The organism is Bradyrhizobium sp. 482_C4_N1_8, assembly GCF_052075965.1.
GTDB lineage: Bacteria > Pseudomonadota > Alphaproteobacteria > Rhizobiales > Xanthobacteraceae > Bradyrhizobium > Bradyrhizobium barranii.
Genome location: NZ_CP197231.1, coordinates 6386372 through 6408762 on the forward strand (window position 1 = coordinate 6386372; position 22391 = coordinate 6408762).

Annotated in this window: 22 protein-coding genes; 3 read left to right on the forward strand and 19 right to left on the reverse strand. The window is 64.7% G+C overall.

Features of this window, described 5'->3' with window-relative positions; genetic code table 11:
- Positions 1 to 35: 35 nt before the first annotated feature.
- A complete protein-coding gene (locus AB7Z56_RS30530; protein ID WP_063984474.1) occupies positions 36 to 296 on the reverse strand; it encodes a cytochrome C oxidase subunit IV family protein in 261 nt (86 codons plus the stop codon).
- A 2-nt stretch (positions 297 to 298) separates the two neighbouring features.
- Positions 299 to 874, reverse strand: a complete 576-nt coding sequence (locus AB7Z56_RS30535) for a cytochrome c oxidase subunit 3 family protein (RefSeq protein ID WP_063984475.1) — start codon at positions 872 to 874, stop codon at positions 299 to 301.
- 172 nt (positions 875 to 1046) lie between these two features.
- On the opposite strand from AB7Z56_RS30535, the gene AB7Z56_RS30540 reads away from it, so the two are divergent.
- Complete coding sequence (locus AB7Z56_RS30540) at positions 1047 to 1202, forward strand: hypothetical protein (protein WP_085965373.1); 156 nt, start codon at positions 1047 to 1049, stop codon at positions 1200 to 1202.
- A gap of 29 nt (positions 1203 to 1231) precedes the next feature.
- Here AB7Z56_RS30540 and AB7Z56_RS30545 read toward each other — a convergent pair whose 3' ends face one another.
- The 17 genes from AB7Z56_RS30545 to AB7Z56_RS30625 all read right to left on the reverse strand — a co-directional run bounded on the left by AB7Z56_RS30545 (position 1232) and on the right by AB7Z56_RS30625 (position 20774).
- Positions 1232 to 2437, reverse strand: coding sequence for a sensor histidine kinase (locus AB7Z56_RS30545; protein ID WP_084795230.1), 1206 nt, complete (start codon positions 2435 to 2437; stop codon positions 1232 to 1234).
- A 471-nt stretch (positions 2438 to 2908) separates the two neighbouring features.
- On the reverse strand, positions 2909 to 4099 hold the full coding sequence (mmsB, locus tag AB7Z56_RS30550) for a multiple monosaccharide ABC transporter permease (protein WP_063984477.1): 1191 nt from the start codon (positions 4097 to 4099) through the stop codon (positions 2909 to 2911).
- Positions 4096 to 5673: a multiple monosaccharide ABC transporter ATP-binding protein gene (mmsA, locus tag AB7Z56_RS30555; RefSeq protein WP_063984478.1), complete on the reverse strand. Its 1578-nt coding sequence runs from the start codon at positions 5671 to 5673 to the stop codon at positions 4096 to 4098. Before mmsA ends, mmsB begins: the two co-directional genes overlap by 4 nt.
- Before the next feature lie 101 nt (positions 5674 to 5774).
- Positions 5775 to 6848 carry a multiple monosaccharide ABC transporter substrate-binding protein gene (chvE, locus tag AB7Z56_RS30560; protein WP_063984479.1) on the reverse strand — a complete coding sequence of 358 codons (1074 nt, stop codon included), beginning with the start codon at positions 6846 to 6848 and terminating at the stop codon, positions 5775 to 5777.
- 73 nt (positions 6849 to 6921) lie between these two features.
- Positions 6922 to 7800, reverse strand: coding sequence for an SMP-30/gluconolactonase/LRE family protein (locus AB7Z56_RS30565; protein WP_063984480.1), 879 nt, complete (start codon positions 7798 to 7800; stop codon positions 6922 to 6924).
- Positions 7800 to 8876: an aldose epimerase family protein gene (locus AB7Z56_RS30570; protein WP_063984481.1), complete on the reverse strand. Its 1077-nt coding sequence runs from the start codon at positions 8874 to 8876 to the stop codon at positions 7800 to 7802. The genes AB7Z56_RS30565 and AB7Z56_RS30570 overlap by 1 nt, the downstream gene beginning before the upstream one ends.
- Before the next feature lie 2 nt (positions 8877 to 8878).
- Positions 8879 to 9805: a Gfo/Idh/MocA family protein gene (locus AB7Z56_RS30575; RefSeq protein WP_063984482.1), complete on the reverse strand. Its 927-nt coding sequence runs from the start codon at positions 9803 to 9805 to the stop codon at positions 8879 to 8881.
- On the reverse strand, positions 9802 to 10554 hold the full coding sequence (locus tag AB7Z56_RS30580) for a FadR/GntR family transcriptional regulator (protein ID WP_028150313.1): 753 nt from the start codon (positions 10552 to 10554) through the stop codon (positions 9802 to 9804). Before AB7Z56_RS30580 ends, AB7Z56_RS30575 begins: the two co-directional genes overlap by 4 nt.
- Complete coding sequence (gene yjfF, locus AB7Z56_RS30585; RefSeq protein ID WP_071915510.1) at positions 10551 to 11531, reverse strand: galactofuranose ABC transporter, permease protein YjfF; 981 nt, start codon at positions 11529 to 11531, stop codon at positions 10551 to 10553. The genes AB7Z56_RS30580 and yjfF overlap by 4 nt, the downstream gene beginning before the upstream one ends.
- A complete protein-coding gene (locus tag AB7Z56_RS30590) occupies positions 11528 to 12520 on the reverse strand; it encodes an ABC transporter permease (RefSeq protein WP_063984484.1) in 993 nt (330 codons plus the stop codon). Before AB7Z56_RS30590 ends, yjfF begins: the two co-directional genes overlap by 4 nt.
- Positions 12517 to 14061: a sugar ABC transporter ATP-binding protein gene (locus tag AB7Z56_RS30595; protein WP_063984485.1), complete on the reverse strand. Its 1545-nt coding sequence runs from the start codon at positions 14059 to 14061 to the stop codon at positions 12517 to 12519. Before AB7Z56_RS30595 ends, AB7Z56_RS30590 begins: the two co-directional genes overlap by 4 nt.
- Before the next feature lie 118 nt (positions 14062 to 14179).
- Positions 14180 to 15145 carry a galactofuranose ABC transporter, galactofuranose-binding protein YtfQ gene (gene ytfQ, locus AB7Z56_RS30600; protein WP_063984486.1) on the reverse strand — a complete coding sequence of 322 codons (966 nt, stop codon included), beginning with the start codon at positions 15143 to 15145 and terminating at the stop codon, positions 14180 to 14182.
- 458 nt (positions 15146 to 15603) lie between these two features.
- Positions 15604 to 16776, reverse strand: a complete 1173-nt coding sequence (locus AB7Z56_RS30605; protein ID WP_063986538.1) for a fumarylacetoacetate hydrolase family protein — start codon at positions 16774 to 16776, stop codon at positions 15604 to 15606.
- Positions 16777 to 16908: 132 nt separating this feature from the next.
- Positions 16909 to 17886, reverse strand: a complete 978-nt coding sequence (locus tag AB7Z56_RS30610) for a HEAT repeat domain-containing protein (RefSeq protein WP_063984487.1) — start codon at positions 17884 to 17886, stop codon at positions 16909 to 16911.
- Between the two features lie 2 nt (positions 17887 to 17888).
- Positions 17889 to 18122: a 4Fe-4S dicluster domain-containing protein gene (locus tag AB7Z56_RS30615; protein WP_008141081.1), complete on the reverse strand. Its 234-nt coding sequence runs from the start codon at positions 18120 to 18122 to the stop codon at positions 17889 to 17891.
- Between the two features lie 31 nt (positions 18123 to 18153).
- Positions 18154 to 19896: a fumarate reductase/succinate dehydrogenase flavoprotein subunit gene (locus tag AB7Z56_RS30620; protein WP_063986539.1), complete on the reverse strand. Its 1743-nt coding sequence runs from the start codon at positions 19894 to 19896 to the stop codon at positions 18154 to 18156.
- Between the two features lie 104 nt (positions 19897 to 20000).
- Positions 20001 to 20774, reverse strand: a complete 774-nt coding sequence (locus AB7Z56_RS30625) for a ferredoxin--NADP reductase (RefSeq protein WP_063984488.1) — start codon at positions 20772 to 20774, stop codon at positions 20001 to 20003.
- 216 nt (positions 20775 to 20990) lie between these two features.
- On the opposite strand from AB7Z56_RS30625, the gene AB7Z56_RS30630 reads away from it, so the two are divergent.
- Entirely contained in the window at positions 20991 to 21287 is a 297-nt protein-coding gene (locus AB7Z56_RS30630) for a gamma-butyrobetaine hydroxylase-like domain-containing protein (protein ID WP_063986540.1), read from the forward strand.
- Positions 21288 to 21481: 194 nt separating this feature from the next.
- Positions 21482 to 22255, forward strand: coding sequence for a Crp/Fnr family transcriptional regulator (locus AB7Z56_RS30635; protein ID WP_063984489.1), 774 nt, complete (start codon positions 21482 to 21484; stop codon positions 22253 to 22255).
- Positions 22256 to 22391 lie beyond the last annotated feature (136 nt).

Below are 22391 nucleotides of genomic sequence, written 5' to 3' on the forward strand. Positions count from 1 at the left end.
TTTGTCCGGGCGCAATGAGCGCTGCGTTGACGGCGTCAGATCAATGCGATGACGGCGGAGGCGAGCCAGGCAAACAACACCACGATGAGGATCCATGCGCTCACCAGACCGCGCCAGAGCGCCGGCGCCGCGCGGAGATCCATGAAATCAAGCGCAATGCGGCGGCCCTTGATGGCGGCGAAGGTCAGCAACAAAGCGTCGCCGAGCAGCGGTCTCGGCACCAGCTGTGGCAGCAGCACCGTCGCCAGCGCGAGGCCGATCAGCACGAGCCAGGTGATGTCGAGACGGCCGGGCATGATCAGCGCACCAGATAGAGGATCGGGAACATGACGATCCAGACCAGATCGACCATGTGCCAGAAGGCGGCGCCGGTCTCGACGCCCGAGATCTCGGCGCGGCGGCAGACCACGGCAAGGATGATGATGCCGAGGCAGACGTGCAGGAGATGGAAGCCGGTCAGGAGGAAGTAGAGCGTGAAGAACGGGCTGGTCTCGAGGCCAACGCCGCGACCGATCTCCTCGGCATATTCGGCGAGCTTGATGGCGATGAAGAAGCCGCCGAGCGCCATGGCAATCAGTAGCCAGCGGCGCGATGCCCGCTTTTCACTGGCGCGCGCAGATCTGGTCGCCCTCGCCGCGGCCCAGCCGCTGGTCACCAGCACGATTGTGTTGAGGCCGGCGAGATTCGCGTTGAGCGCCGCCTGCCCAGCCGCGAACACAACGGGATGGATCGCCCGGGCAACGACGAAGGCGCCGAGGAACAGGCCGAAGGCGACGAGCTCGCTGAAGATCAGCACCCAGATCATGGGATCGCCGGGGAGATCTTCCAAGATTCCCCAGCCGGTTCCCTGTTGTTCGCAATCGGCCGCAGACATCGTCTTTCCGGATCAGGACACCGGCCAGACTTAGCTCAACCGTCCAGTTCGGAATTTGTCGCAGGACAAACTGGGGGGCCACCGGCGGAGATGTTTGCGCCGACGCAACGTCCCGCTCGCCGGAGCGCGGTACGAACAGACTCAGGGTTCGCAAAGAGCGGTGAGCAATGACATGAGCGATGCACAGATCGGGCTAATGACCGCGACACCCATCATCATCGCCTTCGCCATCGCGCTCCGGCGCATGGGCGTGCTGTCGACGGTGGCGACGGTATCGGCGGTGAGCCTCTCCGTCGCGATCGCGACGGTGCTGTTCACGACGCAGTAGCCGGGCACTACCGATGAGGAGACGATCAGCTATCGCCGGTCGGGCGCTATTCTCGGCAGGATGAGCTGAAACCGAGTCCCCGCGCCGGGCAGGCTCTCGAGCCGGAGCTGCCCACCCAGCCGGTCGACGACGATGCTGTGCACGATATGCAGACCGAGGCCGCTGGCGCCGTCGTGCCGGCGCGTGGTGAAGAATGGGTCGAAGGCCCGCCGTTCCACATCGGGAGCCATGCCGCAGCCGTCATCAGCAAACAGCAGCTCAACGTGGTCATCATTGACCGCACGGAGCGAGACGTTGATCGTCCCGGTCTCACCATCGGAGAACGCGTGCGTCATCGCATTGACTGCGAGGTTGGTGAGCACTTGGCCGAAAGGCCCGGGATAGCTGTCCATGGCGAGATTCGTTTCGCAGTGGAGGCTGAACGCGATGTCGCGCACCCGCAACTGCCGCTCGAACTGCGACAGAACCTGGCCGGTCAGCTCGCCTGCGTCGAAGCTGCGCCGAAGTGACTCGGTCTGGTCAGCCGCCACCTGCTTGAAGGATTGCACCCGCTCGGCGGCGCGACCGAGATTCGTGACCAGCTGCGCCGACGCATCGCTGACCAGTTCCAGAAACCCCGTCAGTGTCGAGCGCTTGAGATTACCCCGCGCGACCTCCGCCGCGAACTGCTCCGCCTTGCGCTGGAGCGTCGATGCCACCGTCAGACTGCTGCCGAGCGGCGTGTTGATCTCGTGCGCGACACCGGCAACCATGCGCCCGAGCGCCGCCAGCTTTTCCGCCTCGATCAGGGTGTCCTGGATATCGCGCAGATGGCGAAGCGCGGTCTCGGCGGCGTCCCTGGCGCTGTGAATCTCCCGCTCGGCGCGCTTGCGTTCGGTGATCTCCTCCGCCGCCACGTTGACCGCGACAATCTCGCCATCCGGCATTCGCAGCGGGTGCCAATAAGTAACCCAGGAACGCTCCTCGACCTGATCGGCCCGCTGCCCCGCCACCTCGATACCGATCACGGGCTCGCCCGTCGCGACGATCGAGCGCACAATCTGCTCGACGGAACCCGCCAGGGCCGGCACGCAGTCCCTGACCGTATGTCCAAGATGGCCTTCGATGGATATGCCGCAGATCTCGGTCAGACGCTGGTTGATCAGCAAATAGCGGCAGTCCGGCGACAGACAGGCCAACCCGATCGGGGCGGTGTCGTAGATCAGCTGCAACGCCGGCAAAGTCGAGACCAGCATCACTTCCGAAGCCGGCGATGACCTCACTGTACTCGTCACTCAGGTTCCCCGTGGTCCCTTGCGTCGACCACATGAGATTAGCACGGAATTGGCGATCGGTTGATCTAGATCAACAAGACGCGCCGGCGCCTCTCGCTCCGAGGCTCTGGAGTGAATCGCCTCGTTCAAAACAGAACAAAGGCGCCGATCAATAAACCTGCAGCAAAGGAGCCTAGCCCGAGGGTGCAGGCGGAAACGATGCGCAAGAGGATGCGAAGCCGGCCCTCAAATTCATCGTCTGTCATCTCGTGGATATGAGCCGCCACTGGTGCTGCCCTGCCCGTGCCCTGCTCGGCACCCCCGGATCTAGCCCCCAAATCATGGTCATCGCGAGGCATCGGTTCCGGTCGCGATGCCATGATCGAAATTGACGAAAATTGTAGTCGCCTGGCGGGGCGGCGCCAGAGCCTCCCCCGCGACGTGATTTTGCGCTTACCGCCGCTGATTATACACGTCGATGCACACCGCGCCCAACAGCACCAGGCCCTTGATGACCTGCTGATAGTCGATGCCGATGCCGAGGATGGACATGCCGTTGTTCATCACGCCCATGATCATGGCGCCGACCACCGCGCCGCCGACGCGGCCGACGCCGCCATAGGCCGAGGCGCCACCGATGAAGCAGGCAGCGATGACGTCAAGCTCGAAGCCGAGGCCCGCTTTCGGCGTCGCGGTGTTGAGGCGCGCGGCAAAGACGAGGCCGGCGAGAGCCGCGAGCACGCCCATGTTGACGAAGGTGAGGAAGGTCAACCGTTCGGTCTTGATGCCCGACAGGCTTGCCGCCTTGGCGTTGCCGCCGACCGCATAGATCTGCCGGCCGATCACGGTGCGGCGGGTGACGAAGCCGTAGAGCGCGATCAAGGCGCTCATGATCACCAGCACGTTCGGCAGGCCGCGATAGGTCGCGATCAGGTAGGTGAAGTAGAGCACGGCGCAGGCCAGCACCACGCTCTTGCCGAGGAAGAACGCGTAAGGCTCAACCTCGATGCCGTGCGACTGCTCGCGCGCGCGGCTCTTGGCGCTGGCATAGACCAGCCCCAGCGCCAGCACGGCGCCGATCAGCATCGAGGTCGGATGCAGCGTGCCCGCTTCGGGCAGGAACTCCGGAATGAAGCCCGATGACAGTTTCTGGAAAGTCGGCGGAAACGGCCCGAGCGACTGCCCCTGCAACACCGCCAGCGCAAGTCCCTTGAACACGAGCATGCCGGCCAGGGTCACGATGAAAGATGGTATCTTGAAATACGCGACCCAATAGCCCTGCGCCGCGCCGATCGCAGCGCCGACCACGAGGCAGGCGATGAAGGCGAGCGTATAGTCGACCTTGTACGTCACCATCAGCAGGGCGGCGACCGCGCCGACGAAGCCCGCGACCGACCCCACCGAGAGGTCGATATGGCCGGTGACGATCACGAGCAGCATGCCGAGCGCCATGATGACGATGTAGCTGTTCTGGAGCACCAGATTGGTCAGGTTGAGCGGCTGGAGCAGCGTGCCGCCGGTCATGACCTGGAAGAACAGCATGATCGCGATCAGCGACATCAGCATGCCGTAATTGCGCAAATTGTTCTTGATGAAGCTGCCGGTCCGGCGCTCCTCGGGCAGCGACACCGTCTTGTCGGTCATGGCTGCAATCCTCCCATCTCCGCGGCCTCAGGCACGCCGTTTCCGTTGCTTCGTTCGTTGCGCATGATGGCGCGCATGATCTTCTCCTGCGTCGCCTCTGCGCCCTTGAACTCCCCGACGAAGGCGCCGTCGTTCATGACGCAGATGCGATCGCAGATACCGAGCAGCTCGGGCATCTCCGAGGAGATCACCACGACGCCGCGCCCGGCCTCCGCAAGCTCGTTGATGATACAGTAAATCTCGTATTTGGCACCGACATCGATGCCCCGGGTCGGCTCGTCCAGGATCAGGACCTTGGGATCGGTCATCAGCCATTTCGACAGCACCACTTTCTGCTGGTTGCCGCCGGAGAGCTGGCCGGTCTCCTGGTACACGTCGGAGCAGCGGATGCGCATGCGGCTCCGGTAGTCGCTGGCAACCTTCAGCTCGGCGATGTCGTCGATCACCCGGCCGGGTGCGACCTGGTCGAGGCTGGCGAGCGTGATGTTCTTGCGGACGTCATCGGCCAGGATCAAGCCCAGCTGCTTGCGGTCCTCGGTGACATAGGCAAGGCCGGCGTCGATCGCAGCCGCGACGCTCGGCAGCACGATCTCCCTGCCCTCGAGCCGGATCCGGCCGCTGATAGTGGTGCCCCAGGAGCGGCCGAACAGGCTCATGGCAAACTCGGTGCGGCCGGCGCCCATCAGCCCGGCAATGCCGACGACCTCGCCGCGCTTCACGCCGAAATTGACGTTCTTGATCACCTGCCGCTCGGGATGAATGGGGTGATAGACCGACCAGTTCTCGACGGTCAGGACAGGCGCGCCGATCTTCGCGCTGCGCTCGGGAAAGCGATGGGCGAGATCGCGGTTGACCATGCTGCGGATGATGCGGTCTTCCTGGATCGGCTCGCTGCGGCAGTCGATGCTGTCGACGGTGCGGCCGTCGCGCAGCACGGTGATGTGGTCGGCGACCTTGGCCACCTCGTTGAGCTTGTGCGAGATCAGGATCGAGCCGATGCCCTGCTCGCGGAAGGCCATCAGGCGTTCGAGCAGCGCGGCGCTGTCGGCCTCGTTGAGGCTCGCGGTCGGCTCGTCCAGGATCAGCATCCGCACCCGCTTGGACAGCGCCTTCGCGATCTCTACCAGCTGCTGCTTGCCGACGCCGAGGTCGGTGATCAGCGTATCCGGCGATTCCTTCAGGCCGACCTGCGCGAGCAGCTCGCGCGTGCGCCGGTAGACCTCGTCGCGATCGATGACGCCGAATTTTGACGGCGGATGCGACAGGAAGATGTTCTCCGCGATCGACATCAGCGGGATCAGCGCCAGCTCCTGGTGGATGATGATGATGCCGAGCGCCTCGGAATCGTTGATGTCGCGGAAGCGGCGCTCCTCGCCCTCGAAGACGATGGTGCCCTCGTAGCTGCCGGCCGGGTAGACGCCGCTGAGCACTTTCATCAGTGTGGATTTGCCGGCACCGTTCTCGCCGACAAGCGCGTGGATCTGCCCGGCCTCGACCGAGAAGTTCACGTCACGCAGAGCCTGCACGCCTGAAAAGCTCTTGCTGACGTTGCGCATCTCCAGCATGACGGTCATGATTTCACATCCCTCGATCGCTGCTAGTTCACCTCTCCCCGCTTGCGGGGAGAGGGAGAAGAGGCTCTCCCCGCAAGCGGGGAGAGGGGAAAGAAAGAAGCTTACTGGAACTGCGACTTCTTGTAGTAGCCGCTGTCGACCAGAGTCTTCTCCCAATTGTCCTTGTAGACCACGACCGGCTTCAAGAGATAGGACGGCACCGTCTTGGCGCCGTTCTCGTAGGTCTTGGTGTCGTTGACGGTGACCTGCTTGCCGGCGAGTGCGGCGTCGACCATGTCGGCGGTCACCTTGGCGAGGTCGCGGGTGTCCTTGAAGATGGTCGAGTACTGATCGCCGCGCAGCATCGCCTTGATCGAGGGCACCTCGGCATCCTGACCCGAGATAACAGGCATCGGCTGGCCGGCGCTGCCATAGCCCACGCCCTTCAGCGATGAGATGATGCCGATCGAGAGGCCGTCATAGGGCGACAGCACCGCGTTGACCTTCTTGTTGCCGTAGTAGGCGCTGAGCAGATTGTCCATGCGCGCCTGTGCGGTGGCGCCGTCCCAGCGGAGCGTCGCGACCTTGTCCATGCCCATCTGGCCGGAGACGACGACGAGCTTGCCGCTGTCGATGTACGGCTTCAGCACGCTCATCGCGCCGTTGTAGAAGAAGTAGGCGTTGTTGTCGTCGGGCGAGCCGCCGAACAGCTCGATGTTGAATGGGCCCTTGCCGTCCTTGAGGCCGAGCCCCTGCACGAGCGATTCCGCCTGCAGCACGCCGACCTGGAAATTGTCAAAGGTCGCGTAATAGTCGACATTCGGCGTGCCGCGGATCAGGCGGTCATAGGCGATCACGGTGATGCCTTTTGCTTTCGCCTGCTTGAGCACGTCGGACAGCGTGGTGCCGTCGATCGCGGCGATCACCAGCGCTTTCGCACCCTTGGTTACCATGTTCTCGACCTGCGAGAGCTGGTTCGGGATGTCGTCCTCGGCATATTGCAGATCGGTGTTGTAGCCGCGCTCCTTCAGCACCTTGACCATGTTGTTGCCGTCGTCGATCCAGCGCGCCGACGATTTCGTCGGCATGGCTATGCCGACCGTCGCCTTATCCTGGGCGGAGGCGGTGACGCCTGAGGCCATCGTCGCTGCGCCGGCCAGCGCCAGCGCGAGGAATGTCGTCTTCAGTTTCAGCATGTTTTACTCCCTTGGGTGTCAGACTGTTTCTTCGTTTCGTCGAGAACGTTGGTCGTGTGCGGCTTCGAGCCTCCTATGCGAGCTTGACGTCAGGCTCCGCGCGGCCACGCGCAGATGCCTGCAACAGGAAAGTGCAGCCGGCTTGCGGATCGGCAGCGCGCGCCGCCGCGTCCATATCCTGCCAGGCCGAGGTGACGAGGAGGCGTGACAGATCAGGGCCGACGAAGGCCGGGCAGCTCGACTGCTTTGCCGGCACGCGCAGCGAGCGCAGGCGCTCGCCTTGCGGAGAGTAGACATCGACCCGGCCCGCACCCCAGCAGGCGTTCCAGATCTGCCCGTCGGCGTCGCACACCGAGCCGTCGAGGCCCCCGATGCCGGTGTGGCGCAACAGAACGTCCGGCTCGCCTCGCGGCAAGCCGGTCGCCGGATCAAGCGGAACGGCGTAGAGCACGGCGCGCGCGGTGTCGGCGAAGTAGCCGGTCGCACCATCAGGTGAAAAACAGATCGAATTGGGAATGGTGATGCGGGGGAACAGCATCGAGATCTTGCCGCGATGGAACGCGTAGATCGCGCCGGCTCCTGCTTCCGCATTGCGGCCCATGGTGCCGATCCAGAACGTGCCGGACTGATGCACACGGGCATCGTTGGAGCGCGTCCCGGGATTGTCGGCTTCAAGCGGACAGACCAGCGTCAACGCGCCGTCAGCGAGCTTGCGGACGTAGAGGCCGTCTTCGGCGACGATCAACTGGCGCTCGGCGTCGATGCGCCCGAGACCGCTCGCCATCCGGCCGAGCGCGTGGACGCGAATGCTGCCGCTGCCGAGATGGGCCTCGAACAGCCGCCCCTCACGGATATCGAACCACCAGGCCGTGTCGCTGCTCAAATCATAGGTCGGCCCCTCGCCGAGATGGCATGGATCGTCCGAGAGAACCGAGGTCGGCACCTCTTCCATCATGGCGTCCTCACTCCAAAGCGATAGACCGTGTGATGGCGGTAGACCTCGCCGGGATTGAGGCGCGGGCTCGGGAAATCCGGCCGGTTCGGCGCATCCGGCCAGATGTGCGGCTCGAGACACATGGCATCCGACTGCCGGATGAGCTTACCGCCCTTGCCCGAAATCGTGCCGTCGAGATAGTTGCCGGAATAGACCTGAAGGCCGGGCTGATTGGTCAGGAGCTCCATGATGCGCCCCGAACGCGGCGCCTCCAGCCGGGCCGCGAAAGCAAGCTTGCCGTCACGCCCGAGGCAGTAGGTATGGTCGTAGCCCTTGCCGTTCCGCAACTGCTGATCGCTCTCGCGGATGCGCGCGCCGACGGCCTCGCCGTCGCGGAAGTCGAACGGCGTTCCGGCCACCGCGCGCGGCGGCTCAGGCAACGGAATGGCGGTGGGATCGATGGCGAGGAAATGCTCGGCGGCGACCGTCAGCTTGTGGTCGAGAATGGGCGTGCCTGAGGTCGCGCCTTCCAGATTGAAGAAGCTGTGATTGGTCAGGTTGACGATGGTCGGACGGTCGGTTCGCGCCTCCATCGTCAACGACAGCTCGGCCGGGCCGGTGACGCGATAGGTCAGGCGCACGTCGAGCCGGCCGGGATAGTTTTCTTCGCCATGCGGGCTCGAATAGGTGAGCGTGACGCCCGGCTCCGCGCCGTCATCGATGGCGGCTATCTCCCAGAGCTTGCGATCGAACCCGTCGAGGCCGCCGTGCAGCGCATTCGGACCGTTGTTGACCGGAAGCTGCACCGTTTCGCCGTCCAGCGAAAATCGTCCGTTGGCAATGCGGTTGGCGTAGCGGCCGACGGTGGCACCGAAGAACTTTCGTTCGGCGAGATAACCGGCGAACGCGTCATGGCCGAGCACGACGTCGTCGTAACCGCCTTTGGCGTCCGGTGCGATGAGCGCCTGGATCACCGCGCCATGGGTGATGATGCGGGCTTCGAACCCGCCCTCCCCGCGCAGCACGATGCGCTCGACGTTGCGGCCGTCCGGCAGCGTTCCGAAGATGTCTTTTGTTATTTTTGAGCCAGCCATGTTCAGTCCACAAACGGTTCGACGATGTTACGCTTGCCGAGCAGGAAGGCATCGGCAACGAGACGCAGCGGCGCCAGGTCGACGTCGCGCGCGCCGGTCGCGGTGAGCTTGACGAAGCGCCCGTACAGCTCGCGATATTCCTGGTCCGGCGCCTCGGCAACGGTCTTGCCGTCGATCGCCATGCGCCGGCCGCCGCCGGACAACGTCATTTGGCCCTGGTCCGTTTCGACGAGGATATCCCAACTCTGCGGTCCGGTCTGGCGGAAATCGAACTCGGCGGTCACAGGCAGGCCGCCAATGTCGGTCAGCGTCAGGTTCGCGGCGATCGGGGCCTGGCAATTGGCTGGAAAGGCCAGCTCGGCCGCGGTGACGAACACCGGCCGGGGCAGAATACGGGTCAGGATCGAGAGCGCGTTGATGCCAGGATCGAACACGCCGAGCCCGCCCGGCTCCCAGATCCAGCCCTGCCCGGGATGCCAGACGCGAACGTCTTCCTTCCAGTTGATGTGCACAGACTTGATCTGCCGCGTGAGAAGCCACTCGCGCGCCGGCTCGACCGCGGGAGCATAGCGCGAATGCCAGGTCGCAAACAGCGTTCGCTTGGCTTCCTCCGCCATCGCGATCAGCGGGTCGAGCTCGGCGACGCCGGTGCCGGGCGGCTTCTCCAGCATCACGTGCTTGCCGGCAGCGAGCGCCGCGGCGGCCTGGGCGCGCCGTACCTGCGGCGGCGTGCAGAGCGAGACGGCATCGATCGGCGGTCCCTTTTCCAGCAGTTCCTCGATGGTCGCAAAATGCGGCACGCCCGGCAGCGATGCGTTGCGGCTCGCGACGGCCGCGAGCGTCGCGCCCGCCGTCGCAGCAATCGCACCGACATGCTGGTCGCGCGCGATCTTGCCGAAGCCGACGATGGCAATGCGAAGTTCGGTCACGCTTTTTCTCCAATATCCGCGGACGGCAGCGCCTCGGCCTCGTGGCGGCGCATACCGTTGTGAATGACATAAACCATCGCTTCCGAGGCGGTCTGGGCGTCGCCGGCGGCGATGCCATCGACGATCTTCTGGTGCCAGAGCAGCACGGTGTCGCGGTCCTCCGGCTCGACCGGTGCGCTGAGCAGGAAGGAGGCGCGCAGGGCGGCCTCGATGACGTGGCCGATCGAACGCATGAACAGATTGCCCGAAGCACGCGCCACCGCAACATGGAGCGCGAGGTCGGCGTCGGCAAAGCCGACGGAATCGGAAGCCTCAAACCGCATGCGGTCCATGCAACGACGGAGCTCGGCGAGGTCGTCCTCGGACCGCTGCGCCGCCGCCAGCATGGCCGCACGCGGCTCGACCGCGAGGCGAATCTCGGCGAGGTCGTTGAGGAAACGCTTGTCGATGCCGGCATCCAGATGCCAGGCCAGCACGTCGGCGTCGAACATGTTCCAGGCGGCGCGCTCGCGTACGACTGTGCCGACGCGGGCCTTGGTGGTGAGCAGCCCCTTGGCGACCAGAGTCTTCACGCTCTCGCGCAGCACCGGCCGCGACACGCCGAACATCGCAATCATCTCGGCATCACCAGGCAGGCGCGTTCCCTCGGCGTAGCGGCCGGCGATGATGTCGACGCCGATCGAGCGGGCCACTTCCGCATGGTTGGAGTGAGCCCGGCGCGTCGGGATGACGACGATGCGCGACGTCATGTGGCTGCTCCTGCGCGCTTCGCCGCCGGCCGCCGCGCGAGCGCGACCAGCCCCTGCTGCAAGGCGATGAAGGCGAACAGTAGCACGCCGGTTGCGATCTTGGTCCACCAGCTCGACAGCGTTCCGTCGAAATTGATGTAGGTCTGGATCAGGCCCTGGATCAGCACGCCGAGGAAGGTGCCGATCACCGAGCCCTGCCCGCCCGTGAGCAGCGTGCCGCCGATCACGACGGCCGCGATGGTGTCGAGTTCGACGCCGACGGCGGAGAGCGAATAGCCGGCGCTAGTGTAGAAGGAGAACACGATGCCGGCGATGCCCGCGAGCAGGCTCGACAGCATGTAGATCCTCACCGTCATCTTGCCGACGGCAACGCCCATCAGGCTCGCGGTCGCCCGGCTGCCGCCGAGCGCATAGACATTGGCGCCGAACCGGGTGAGATGCAGCAGCAAGGCGCCGCCGATCACGATCACGAGCATGATGATGGCAATCGCCGTCAATCGCCCTCCGCCGGGCATCCGCAGCGCGAAATCCGACACGGTGGAATAGACCGGCGCGGTGATCGGCACCGATTCCGTCGAGAGCAGGAAGCTCGCGCCGCGGGCCAGGAACATCCCCGCCAGCGTCACGATGAACGGCGGCAGGTCGAAGACATGGATCACCGCGCCCATCGCCGCTCCGAAGGCCGCCGAGAGCGCGAGGATCGCGACGAAGGCAAGCAGCGGCGGCACGCCCCAGCGCTCGATCGCAAGCGCGACGAACACCGTGGTGAAACCGATCACCGAGCCGACCGAGAGGTCGATGCCGCCGGAGATGATGACGAAGGTCATGCCGGTCGCGACGATGCCGAGAAAGGCGTTGTCGGTGAGGAGATTGCCGACCACGCGGGTCGAGGCGATGTTGGGGAATTGCACGGCGCAGAGCGCAAAGCCGGCAACGAGCACGATGGCGGTGATGAGGACGGGCGGCAGGCCTTTCATGCTTTGGACCTCCGCAGCCGCGCGGCGATGCCGGCAACCCCTGAAAATTTCGGCGATTGCAGCAGCAGCACCGTCATCACCACCACCGCTTTGACCAGCAGATTGAATTCGGGCGGGTAGCCGGACAGCAGAATGCCGGTGTTCATGGTCTGGATGATCAACGCACCGAGCACGGCCAGCACGAGGCTGAAACGGCCGCCGAACAGGGAGGTGCCGCCGATCACCACCGCGAGGATGGCGTCGAGCTCGAGCCAGAGGCCGGCATTGTTGGCATCGGCGCCCATGATGTCGGCCGCCGCGATCACGCCGGCGAGCGCGGCGCAGATGCCGCACCAGACGTAGACAGCCAGGATCATCGCACGCGTGCCGACGCCAGCAAGCTCGCTCGCCCGCGCGTTGCCGCCGGTTGCCTCGATCAGCAATCCGAGCGCCGAGCCGCGTACCACCGCGCCAGTGAGAATCAGCATGCCCAAGGCGATCACGACCGGCATCGGCACGCCGAGCACCGCGCCATTGCCAAGCCAGACCAGATCCGGCGAGGAGAAGGTCACGATACGCCCCTCGGTAATGAGCTGCGCGATGCCGCGTCCTGCCACCATCAGGATCAGCGTCGCCACGATCGGCTGCATGCCGAGCACCGCGACGAGAAATCCGTTCCACAACCCGCAGATCAGGCCAGCGCCGAGCGCGGCCGCGAGGACCACGGCCAGACTGTGAGTGTCGGCAAGGCTCGCCGCGATCGCGCCGGAGATGGCCATGATCGCACCGACCGACAGATCGATGCCGCGCGTCGCGATCACCAGCACCATGCCGAGCGAAAGCAGCGCCACCGGCGTGCCGCGGTTGAGCACGTCGATCAGGCTGCCGAACAGCCGGCCGTCCTGAAGGCGCAGATCGAAGAATTGCGGCGACACGATGCGATCAACCGCCAGGATGACGATCAACGCGAGGATCTGGGCAAGGCCGCGGCGCGGCAACAGCGCTGTCATGCCCGGCCCTCATGCGCGACAGCGGCTCCATCGGCGGCAATGGCCGCGAGAATGTTGCCGACGTCGATCGCCTCGCCCGCGAGGTCCTCGACATGGGCGCGGTCGCGCAGCACGACGACGCGGTCGGAATAGGTCACGATCTCATCCAGCTCGGAGGAGATCACGAGCAGCGCCAGCCCGTCGTCGCAGAGCTCGCGGATCAGGCGGATGATCTCGGCATGCGCGCCGACGTCTATGCCGCGGGTCGGCTCGTCCAGCACCAGGAGGCGCGGCGAGGTCGCGAGCCAGCGCGCCAGCAGCACCTTCTGCTGATTGCCGCCGGACAGCAGCCCCACGGCGCGCTCCGGATCGGGCGGGCGGATGTCGAGCATCTTGACGTAGCGGCTTGCGATCTCGTCCTGCTCGCGGCGCGACAGCGGCCGGTGCAGGCCGCGCTTGGCCTGGAGCGCGAGCACGATGTTCTCGCGCACGGTGAGCTCGGCGACGATGCCGTCGGTCTTGCGTTCCTCCGGGCAATAGCCAAAGCCGTGGCGCACGCCGTCGCGCGGCGACTGCAGCCGCACGGGCGCCCCCTCCACCCTCGCCTGCCCGCCATCGGCGCGCTCGGCGCCGAACACCAGCCGCGCCGTCTCGGTCCGGCCCGAGCCGAGCAGGCCGGCGAGACCCACGACCTCGCCATGGCGCAGCTCGAGATTGAACGGCGCGACATAGCCGGCCTTGCCGTAGTTCTCGAAACTCGCGCAGACCTCGCGCGCCTGATGCTCTCCCGCCGACGCGCGGGCGCTGGTGGTCTCGGCCAGCTCGCGGCCGAGCATCATCCGGATCAGCTCGAGCCGCGGCAGCGAGGCGGTCTCGCGCTCACCGACCAGGCGGCCGTTGCGCAACACCGTGATGCGGTCGGAGATCTCGTAGACCTGATCGAGGAAGTGGCTGACGAACACGATGCCGATGCCGCGCTTGGCGAGCTGGCGCATGATGCCGAAGAGAATCTCGACCTCGTGACGGTCGAGGCTCGCGGTCGGCTCGTCCAGGATCAGCACGCGCGCGGAGAGATCGACGGCCCGCGCAATCGCGGTGACGTGCTGGATGGCGACGGAATAGCTGCCGAGCGGCGCGGCGACGTCGATATCGAGGCCGAAGTCCGTGAGAAGCGCCTTGGCGCGACGCCGCATCTCGCCTTCACGTACGATGCCGAAGCGCATCGGCTGTCGGTCGAGGAACAGGTTCTGCGCGACCGAGAGATTCGGCAGCAGATTGACCTCTTGGTAGACGGTGGCGATACCGGCCTGGAGCGCGGCCTTGGCCGAGCGCGGCGCGACCTCCTCGCCGCCGAGCCGGACAATGCCGGCATCGCGAGGGAATACGCCGGTGATCACCTTGATCATCGTGGATTTTCCGGCGCCGTTCTCACCGAGCAACGCATGAATCTCGCCGGCACGAAGCGTGAAGTCGACCTCCTGCAACGCACGCACAGCACCGAAGCTTTTGCTGATCCCACGCACCTCCAGCAGGGAAGGAGCAGGATCGGGGCTGTTCTCCATAACGACGTCACTCCCACCGGCGTCCGCTTATGCCGCGGACACCCAGCCTATTCGTTCGCGCAGCGGTTTCGAAGGGGGAGCGCCGGACCACGGGGGAGCGGTCCAGCGCGGCGCCGCCTCAGTAACCGAGGCCCTTCTTGCTGTCGTAGATCTTCTGCGGATCGTCGGCCGCTGTATAGAGCTTGGAGTCGGTCTGGATCCACTTGGGCGGCACCGTGCCCTTGTCCTTGAAGGCCGCGACGGCATCGAGCGCGGGGCCGGCCATGTTCGGCGTCAGCTCGACGGTGGCGTTGGCTTCGCCGGCGGCCATAGCCTTGAAGATGTCGGGGACCGCATCGATCGAGACGGTGAGGATCTCCTTGCCCGGCTTGAGGCCGGCTTCCTTCATCGCCTGGATCGCGCCGACCATCATGTCGTCATTGTGCGCATAGACGGCGCAGATCGACTTGCCGCCGCCTTCGGCCTTGATGAAGCTCTCCATCACCTCCTTGCCCTTGGCGCGGGTGAAGTCGCCGGTCTGGCTGCGCACCACCTTGAGGTTCGCATGCTTGGCGATGGCGGTGTCAAAGCCCTTCTTGCGGTTGGCGGCGACGCTGGCGCCGACCGTGCCCTGCAATTCGACGACGTTGCAGGCCTTGCCGCCAACGGTCTTGGCCAGCCAGTCGCCGGCAACCTCGCCTTCATGCACGCTGTCCGAGGTCACGGCGGTGAGATAGAGCTCCTTGCCGGAGGGATCGATGTCGCGGTCGAGCAGCACGACCGGGATCTTGGCCTCCTTGGCTTCCTTCAGCACCGAGTCCCAACCGGTCGAGACCACAGGTGCAAGGAAGATCGCATCGACATTCTGCGCGATGAAGGAGCGGATCGCCTTGATCTGGTTCTCCTGCTTCTGCTGCGCGTCGGCGATCTTGAGATTGACCTTTCGCTTGGCAGCCTCCTGCTTGGAGACCGACGTCTCGGCCGCGCGCCAGCCGGATTCCGATCCGATCTGCGAGAAGCCGATGGTGAGCTCGGCGGCGCTGGCCGGCAGCGCGAGCAGCAACGCGGCCGTGGCGCTGGCCGCAAAGAGGGCTTTGAGGGTCATCAGGCGTATCTCCCAAGAAGTCATCTTGTGTTATCTCGAGCGCCGATCGGTAGCATGGCACCCGCAGGCCGGCCTTTGAGGCGGCGGGAGGGACTATTTCACGGAAGATGAGTTCCGACTAGTCATATTATTTGACTATTCGCGCGAAACTTCGATTTGGCGGGATGGACGGTTCAATGACACGCCCAGCGCGATTTTGTTCCGTGGATGCAACGGGGAGATGAAGGAATATGTGCGGCCCGCGATCTCTCCTCCGCGTCATTGCGAGCGCAGCGAAGCAATCCAGAAACTGTCCACGCAGGGACTCTGGATTGCTTCGCTGCGCTCGCAATGACGGTGTGGATAGAGTTCGGCGTAGGTCGACCAAATCGACTCGCGGAGAGTCCGCGTCACCCGGATTGCATCTTCGATGCAATCCGGCTCTCCCCGGGTGCGGGGAGAGGCGAAGGGTAGCGGAGCTAAATCAGCTTCCGTTGCGCGAGGTTCTTCATCAGCGCGCCGATTCCAAACGTCCAGGGCTCGCACTCGTCGCTGGTGCGCATGCGGTTGATGAGCTTGCCGAGCTGGGGTGCTGCGATCGTGACGATGTCGTCGCGCTTGTGGGTGAACCCCTGCCCCGGCGCATCGCGATCCTTGACGGGTGCGAACATCGTGCCGAGGAACAGCACGAAGCCATCGGGATATTGATGCACCTTGCCGATCGTCTGCTCGACGAGGTCCGTGGGATCGCGACTGATCATGCTGATCGAGGAATGGCCGTCGAGAACGAAACCGTCCGCGCCCTTCACGTTCAGGCTGATGTCGAGCTTGCGGGCGTCGTCGAGTGTGAAGGTGTCGTCGAACAGGCGCAGCAGCGGCCCGATCGCGCAGGAGGCGTTGTTGTCCTTGGCCTTCGACAACAGCAGCGCTGAACGCCCCTCGAAGTCGCGCAGATTGACGTCGTTGCCGAGCGCGCCGCCGACGATCTTGCCGCGGCTCGAGACGAACAGCACGAGCTCGGGCTCAGGATTGTTCCAGGTCGACTTCGGATGCAGGCCGGCATCCATGCCGGTGCCGACTGACGACAGCGTCGGCGCCTTGGTGAAGACCTCGGCATCCGGACCGATACCGACTTCGAGATATTGGCTCCAGGCGTTCTGATCGATCAGCACCTGCTTCAAATGCATCGCCTGGTCGGAGCCCGGCTTGAGCTTCGACAAATCGTCGCCGATCAGCCGCGTCACTTCTTTCCGGATCGCTTCGGCCGAGGCCGGATTGCCCTTGGCGCGCTCTTCGATGACGCGCTCCAGCATCGAGATGGCGAAGGTGACGCCGGCGGCCTTCAGGGTCTGGAGATCGAGGGGCGCAAGCAGCCACGGCTTTTTCGAATCGCGCCCATCTGGCGCCGTGTTGGCCACGATCGCTTCGAGATCGCCGATGCGCTCGCCCTTGACCGCGGCGAGCGCCTTGGCCGGATTGTCTTCCTCGCAGAGCGCGCTGACGGTCGGAAACTTGGCGGTGACGTCGAAGACGCCGTCTCCACGGACGGCGACAACGGCCGGGCCGTTCGCCTGCGGCAGCCAGACGCGGCCGACCAGCGTCCCCTTCGTTCCATCCTCGGGGAGAAGATCTTTTACAGACAGTGTCGTCATGGCCGCGTCCTCGCTCTTTCTCGGATCGGCCACGCTGAAATAGCAGCCGATCCCATTGGCGAAGACCAATAAACGTCTGGCAGGGGAAGTCCAGACCGGCAGCGAAGAGCCGCTATGCCCCTGCCCGGGCCTTTATGCGCCTGCTCGCGCTTTGCGCGCCGCGATCTGCTGGAGCGCCCAGCGCGCGTTCTTGCGGACGTCAGGGTCGGCATCGTCGGCGATGACGGCCAGAAACGCCTCGCCGTCGGGATGGGCGATCTCGCCGAGCGCGGCGGCCGCCTCCTTCCGCAAATTGGCCTGGTCGTGTTTGATGCAATTGCCGATCGGGCGTACCGCGCGCTCGATCTTCATCTTGCCGAGGCTGCGGATCGCCTTCAGCCGCACCTGCCAGAACTCGTCGGCGAGCGCGCCGACAAGCTGATCGGCCGCGAGCGAACCGTTGACGTTGAGGCCCAGCGTTTCCGCGGCCATCTCGCGCACCATCCAGTCCGAATCCTTCAGCCCGCGTGTGATCGTCTCGGCCGCGGGCTTCAGCTGCGAGAAGGCCAGCGCGCTCACTGCGGCGCGGCGGACATGGGCGTCAGGATCGTTGATCAGCGCGGTCAGCGCGGGGATGGATTCCTCCAGCTTGAGGAAGCCGATCACGCCGATCGCCTGCACGCGAACGGCCGCATCTTGATCCAGGAGCGCTTCCAGCGCCGGCTTCAGCGTGTCCTTGCAGCGCAGCTCCTTCAGCGCGCGCAGCGCGCCCATGCGGACGAAGGCGTGGGCGTGCTTGACCAGCGGAAGAATGACTTCAGCGCAGGCGGGATCCTTGAATTCGGCCATGCTGTCGGCCGCGGCAGCCGCCACGATTCTTTCGGGATCGACCAGCAGCTTGACCAGCCCATTCGCAGCCTCCGGCCCGTCGAACTCGCCAAGCGCCATCGCCACCTGCTGGCGCACGCCGGCATCGGGATCGGCGACCATGTTGGCGAGAAGCGCGACGGCGGCGGGATCGCCGGAATGGCCGAGCGCGATGATGGCGACGCGGCGTTCGGCCGGATCGGCGGCCTGAAGCCGCTCGTCGGCGTCTTCGAGATCGTCGTAGGATTCGAACGGGCTCGACATGATCACCTCAACAGATAGGGAATATTGACGGTGACGGCGCCGGTCGGGCAGTCGGCCTCGCAGGGCATGCAGTACCAGCACTCGTCGTAGGCCATGTAGGCCTTGCCGGTCATGTCGCTGATGCGAAGCACGTCGAGCGGACAGACGTCGACGCAGACGGTGCAGCCCTTGTCGGCGATGCATTTGGCGTCGTCGACGACCACCGGAACCGATGTCTGATAGGACGCGAGAGGCATTTTATGTCTCCTGTTGCGATGTTGCGGTGGATCAGGCGGAGGCGCGGATGCGCTGCTTGTCGTAGAGGTCCTTCTCGTCGTCGGCGATCGGGACGACATAGGGCTCCACGGCGCGCTTCTCGCTGGTCATCTTGCCGTTTTGCTTCGAGAGCAGCGTGTGGCAGAACCAGTTCTCGTTGTCCTTCTCCGGGAAATCCGTGCGCCAGTGATAGAGGCCCCAGCGGCTTTCCTCGCGGTAGAGCGAGGCATGCACCGCCATGTCGGCGCAGTCCATGATCGACTGCACTTCGAGCGCACGAAGCAGCTCGTGCGCATTGCGCGCGATCATGCGTTCCTGCATGTCCTCCCGCGTCTCGGCGAGGCGGCGCATGCCGAGCTCGTATTTGCAGGTGACCTTCGGCGGCTGGAGATAGTCATTGACGAGGCGGCGGGTCTTGTACTCGACCTGGTTCGGCGGAATGCCGTCCTCGCGCCTCGTTGGCGCCAGCACGCGGTCGCGCTCCCTGGCGACATCGGCCGCGTCGAATTCCGCGAAGTCGTGGTTGTCGGCGAACTCCATGGCATCGATGCCGGCAACCGAACCGTTGGTGAAGGCGCCGAGCATGTAATTGTGCGGGACGCTCGCCATGTCGCCGGCGGCGTAAAGGCCGGGCACCGTCGTGCGGGCGTTGTCGTCCACGAACACGCCGGAGGCGCTGTGGCCGGAGCAGAAGCCGATCTCGGAGATGTGCATCTCGATCGACTCGCTGCGGTAATCGACCCCGCGCCCCTGCTGGAACAGGCCGCGCGTGGGACGCTCGACCTTGTGCAGCGTGGATTCGATCTCCGAGATGGTGTCGGGATGGAGATGCTTGAGCTGGAGGAACACCGGGCCCTTGCCTGACAGCAGCTCGTTGTAGAACTCCAGCATCATCTGGCCGGACCAGTAGTCGCATTCAATGAAGCGCGATCCCTCGTTGTTGGCGGTGAAGGCACCAAACGGACCGGCGACATAAGCACAGGCCGGGCCGTTATAATCCTTGATCAGCGGATTGATCTGGTAACATTCGAGGTTCGCCAGCGCTGCACCGGCGTGATAGGCCATGGCATAGCCGTCGCCGGAATTGGCGGCGTTCTCGTAGGTGCCGAACATGTAGCCGGAGGTCGGCAGACCGAGGCGGCCGGCGGCGCCCATACAGAGGATCACGGCCTTGGCCTTGATCACCAGGATTTCGGCGGTGCGGGTGTTGACGCTTATCGCGCCGGCGATGCGGCCGTCGGCGGATTTCAGCAGCCGCGTCGCCATGTAGCGGTTGGAGATCAGGATGCGGGCGCGGCGGAGCTGGCGGTAGAGCGCCTTCTTCACGGTCTCGCCGTTCGGCATCGGCAGGACATAGGTGCCGATGTGGTGCACCTTCTTGACCGCGTAGTCGCCGTTCTCGTTCTTGAGGAAGCGGATGCCGAAACTGTCGAGCTCTTCGATGATCTTGTAGCAGTTTTGCGCATATTTATAGACCGCCTTCTGGTCGACGATGCCGTCGTTGGCGATGGTGATTTCCTTGGTGTACTGCTCCGGCGTCGCGTAGCCGGGGATGACGGCGTTGTTGAGCCCGTCCATGCCCATCGAGATCGCGCCGGAGCGCTTGACGTTGGCCTTTTCGAGCAGGACGACATTGGCCTTCGGGTTCTTCAGCTTCGCCTTCAGCGCCGCCATCGGGCCGGCCGTGCCGCCGCCGATCACCAGCACATCGCAGGAAACCTCCGAAAGTCCGTCGACGATCTCATCTAGTGCCATCGCTTGCTCCTGGTTCGCCGGCAGGTCCGGCGCCTTTGCATCAGATTTGTTCAGGGGACGTTCCGGCGATAGCAATTAGTTGTCGCCGGGCCGCGATTTGCGCCTCAGCGCTCGACAAAAGCCTTTTCGATGACGAAATGGCCGGGCTGGCTGTGGTTACCCTCGACAAAGCCGCGCGCGGCAAACATCGCGGGGAGTTCCTCGAGCATCGCCGGGCTGCCGCACAGCATGATGCGGTCGGTCTCGATATCGAGACCGGACTGGCCGATGTCGTCGAACAGCTGATTGGAGGCGATCAGGTCGGTGATGCGGCCGCGGTTTTTGAACGGTTCGCGGGTCACGGTCGGGTAGTAGACGAGCTTGTCGCGGATCAGGGGCCCGAAGAACTCGTGATTGCGCAGGCCGTTGACGAGGTGCTCGCCATAAGCGAGTTCCGAAACCTGGCGGCAGCCATGGGCGAGCACGATGGTCTCGTAATTTTCGTAGACGTCGGGGTCCTTGATCAGGCTGGCGAAGGGCGCGAGGCCCGTGCCGGTCGAGAGCAGCAGCAGGCGCTTTCCCGGGATGAGGTTGCCGGTGATCAGCGTGCCCGTCGCCTTGCGGCCGACCAGGATGATGTCGCCCTCCCGGATCTTCTGGAGACGCGAGGTCAGCGGACCGTCCTGCACCTTGATCGAGAAGAATTCGAGCGCCTCCTCGTGATTGGCGCTCGCCATGCTGTAGGCGCGCATCAACGGCTTGCCCTCGACTTCCAGCCCGATCATCGCGAACTGGCCGTTCAGGAAACGGAAGCCCGGATCGCGCGTCGCCGTGAAGCTGAACAGGCTATCGGTCCAGTGCCGGACCGACAAAACCGTTTCCTTCTGAAATGCGCTCATGCTCTCTCCTCAGCCGTCGTTGGCGCACAAGGTTTCGGAGAGAGCAGAGTCCGGCAATTCGGAAGTGAAATTCCCGGTCGATTAGTTTCACATTTCGCAGGTGATGACTGAAGAGGAGGCAGACGACGGCCCCTGCCACGCATCCGCGCCGGCAATTAGTTGCTATTCACGCTCGCCCGCGTCGACATAGAAAGAAGCTGGAGGTTCGTCATGACCATGACCTTGGTGGCACCGACGGTGGCCGACTACGAAGCGAGCGCCGATCTCGCGACGCTCGTCGTGCGCACCACGCAGGACGACGTGGTCGGAATCACCGCCGAGCAGCTCCGTCTCTCCTGCAAATGCGCTCACTGCACTCGCGCCCGCTTCGACGATCGCTTCCCCGAACGCTTTGCCGGCATCGCCATCACCGAGATCGGCGATCTCGGCTACGGGCTGAACATCTCGTTTTCGGATGGGCATAACAGGGGGATTTACCCGAAGCCGTATCTGCTGAGCTTGGCGGGGCGGTAGGGCCTCGACCGTTCCCCTTGCTCCGTTGTCATTCCCCGCGAAAGCGGGGAATCCAGTACGCCGCGGCCTATCCGTAACCCATTGCTGCCTCTGGAATACTGGGTCGCCCGGTCAAGCCGGGCGACGACAGCGGAGTAAAGCTGGCACGGACATTGCTCCTCTTTAGAACGATTTGAACGTTCCGGAGGCGGCTTATGTTGCAGGCGACCAATGTGGTTCGCGGGGCGGTTCCCGCAACGGTTCGGCCTGCCGGCGGCTCCTCGCTGCTGCTGACCGAGAACCAGCAATGGATCGGCGGACCGCCACCGCTGATGGACAAGCTCACGCCACGCGAGCGGGAGCTGGTGCTGAAGCAGGGCCGGCGAAAGGTGCTCAACCGCGGCCAGACGCTGTTCAGCCAGGGCGGCAAGCATGACGGCATCTGGCTGATCGAGAGCGGCCGCATCCGCGTGTTCTACACTTCGCCGCTCGGACGCGAGATCACGCTGGCCTATTGGCATGTCGGCAATTTCGTCGGGGGGCCCGAAGTGTTCGAGGGCACCGTGCATCAATGGTCCGGCGTCGCATCCAGCAATTGCAGCGTCGTGCACCTGCCCGGAAAGGAGCTGCGGTCCCTTGCCGTGGAGATCCCGAACCTCGCCATCGGCCTCATTGAAGGCCTCACCTTCAAGGGCAAATGCTATTCGGCACTGGCGCAGATGCTGGGAACGCGCTCGATCACCCAGCGCCTCGCGCATCTTCTGCTGCATCTGGTCGAGCTCTACGGCGTCGAGGATGCCGACGGCCGGGTGATCGCGGCGGCCTTCACCCATGCCGACATCGCCCACATGGTCGGTGCTACCAGGCAATGGGTCACGATCAGCCTGAAACGGATGCAGGAGAAGGGAATCGTCGTCACCAAGCGCTCGCAGATCGTGGTGTGCCGGGCCGACGCTCTCGAGGAGATGCGCGGCCAGAGCGGCGACTAGGGTCGATGCACAGGCAAGCGGCTTTATAGTGCAGGACTGCTCAAGGAGTATGCAATCAGCTTTTCCCGGCAACTAATCGACTGCGACGGTCACTCCGGATTTGCCCTGCCCGCGGCCTCACCCAATCATGGCAACC

Bases quoted from the DNA above. Each gene is read 5' to 3' on its own strand.
- AB7Z56_RS30530 (WP_063984474.1), bottom strand. From the start codon at position 296: ATGCCCGGCCGTCTCGACATCACCTGGCTCGTGCTGATCGGCCTCGCG.
- AB7Z56_RS30535 (WP_063984475.1), bottom strand. From the start codon at position 874: ATGTCTGCGGCCGATTGCGAACAACAGGGAACCGGCTGGGGAATCTTG.
- AB7Z56_RS30540 (WP_085965373.1), top strand. From the start codon at position 1,047: ATGAGCGATGCACAGATCGGGCTAATGACCGCGACACCCATCATCATC.
- AB7Z56_RS30545 (WP_084795230.1), bottom strand. From the start codon at position 2,437: ATGCTGGTCTCGACTTTGCCGGCGTTGCAGCTGATCTACGACACCGCC.
- mmsB (WP_063984477.1), bottom strand. From the start codon at position 4,099: ATGACCGACAAGACGGTGTCGCTGCCCGAGGAGCGCCGGACCGGCAGC.
- mmsA (WP_063984478.1), bottom strand. From the start codon at position 5,673: ATGACCGTCATGCTGGAGATGCGCAACGTCAGCAAGAGCTTTTCAGGC.
- chvE (WP_063984479.1), bottom strand. From the start codon at position 6,848: ATGCTGAAACTGAAGACGACATTCCTCGCGCTGGCGCTGGCCGGCGCA.
- AB7Z56_RS30565 (WP_063984480.1), bottom strand. From the start codon at position 7,800: ATGGAAGAGGTGCCGACCTCGGTTCTCTCGGACGATCCATGCCATCTC.
- AB7Z56_RS30570 (WP_063984481.1), bottom strand. From the start codon at position 8,876: ATGGCTGGCTCAAAAATAACAAAAGACATCTTCGGAACGCTGCCGGAC.
- AB7Z56_RS30580 (WP_028150313.1), bottom strand. From the start codon at position 10,554: ATGACGTCGCGCATCGTCGTCATCCCGACGCGCCGGGCTCACTCCAAC.
- yjfF (WP_071915510.1), bottom strand. From the start codon at position 11,531: ATGAAAGGCCTGCCGCCCGTCCTCATCACCGCCATCGTGCTCGTTGCC.
- AB7Z56_RS30590 (WP_063984484.1), bottom strand. From the start codon at position 12,520: ATGACAGCGCTGTTGCCGCGCCGCGGCCTTGCCCAGATCCTCGCGTTG.
- AB7Z56_RS30595 (WP_063984485.1), bottom strand. From the start codon at position 14,061: ATGGAGAACAGCCCCGATCCTGCTCCTTCCCTGCTGGAGGTGCGTGGG.
- ytfQ (WP_063984486.1), bottom strand. From the start codon at position 15,145: ATGACCCTCAAAGCCCTCTTTGCGGCCAGCGCCACGGCCGCGTTGCTG.
- AB7Z56_RS30605 (WP_063986538.1), bottom strand. From the start codon at position 16,776: ATGACGACACTGTCTGTAAAAGATCTTCTCCCCGAGGATGGAACGAAG.
- AB7Z56_RS30610 (WP_063984487.1), bottom strand. From the start codon at position 17,886: ATGTCGAGCCCGTTCGAATCCTACGACGATCTCGAAGACGCCGACGAG.
- AB7Z56_RS30615 (WP_008141081.1), bottom strand. From the start codon at position 18,122: ATGCCTCTCGCGTCCTATCAGACATCGGTTCCGGTGGTCGTCGACGAC.
- AB7Z56_RS30620 (WP_063986539.1), bottom strand. From the start codon at position 19,896: ATGGCACTAGATGAGATCGTCGACGGACTTTCGGAGGTTTCCTGCGAT.
- AB7Z56_RS30625 (WP_063984488.1), bottom strand. From the start codon at position 20,774: ATGAGCGCATTTCAGAAGGAAACGGTTTTGTCGGTCCGGCACTGGACC.
- AB7Z56_RS30630 (WP_063986540.1), top strand. From the start codon at position 20,991: ATGACCTTGGTGGCACCGACGGTGGCCGACTACGAAGCGAGCGCCGAT.
- AB7Z56_RS30635 (WP_063984489.1), top strand. From the start codon at position 21,482: ATGTTGCAGGCGACCAATGTGGTTCGCGGGGCGGTTCCCGCAACGGTT.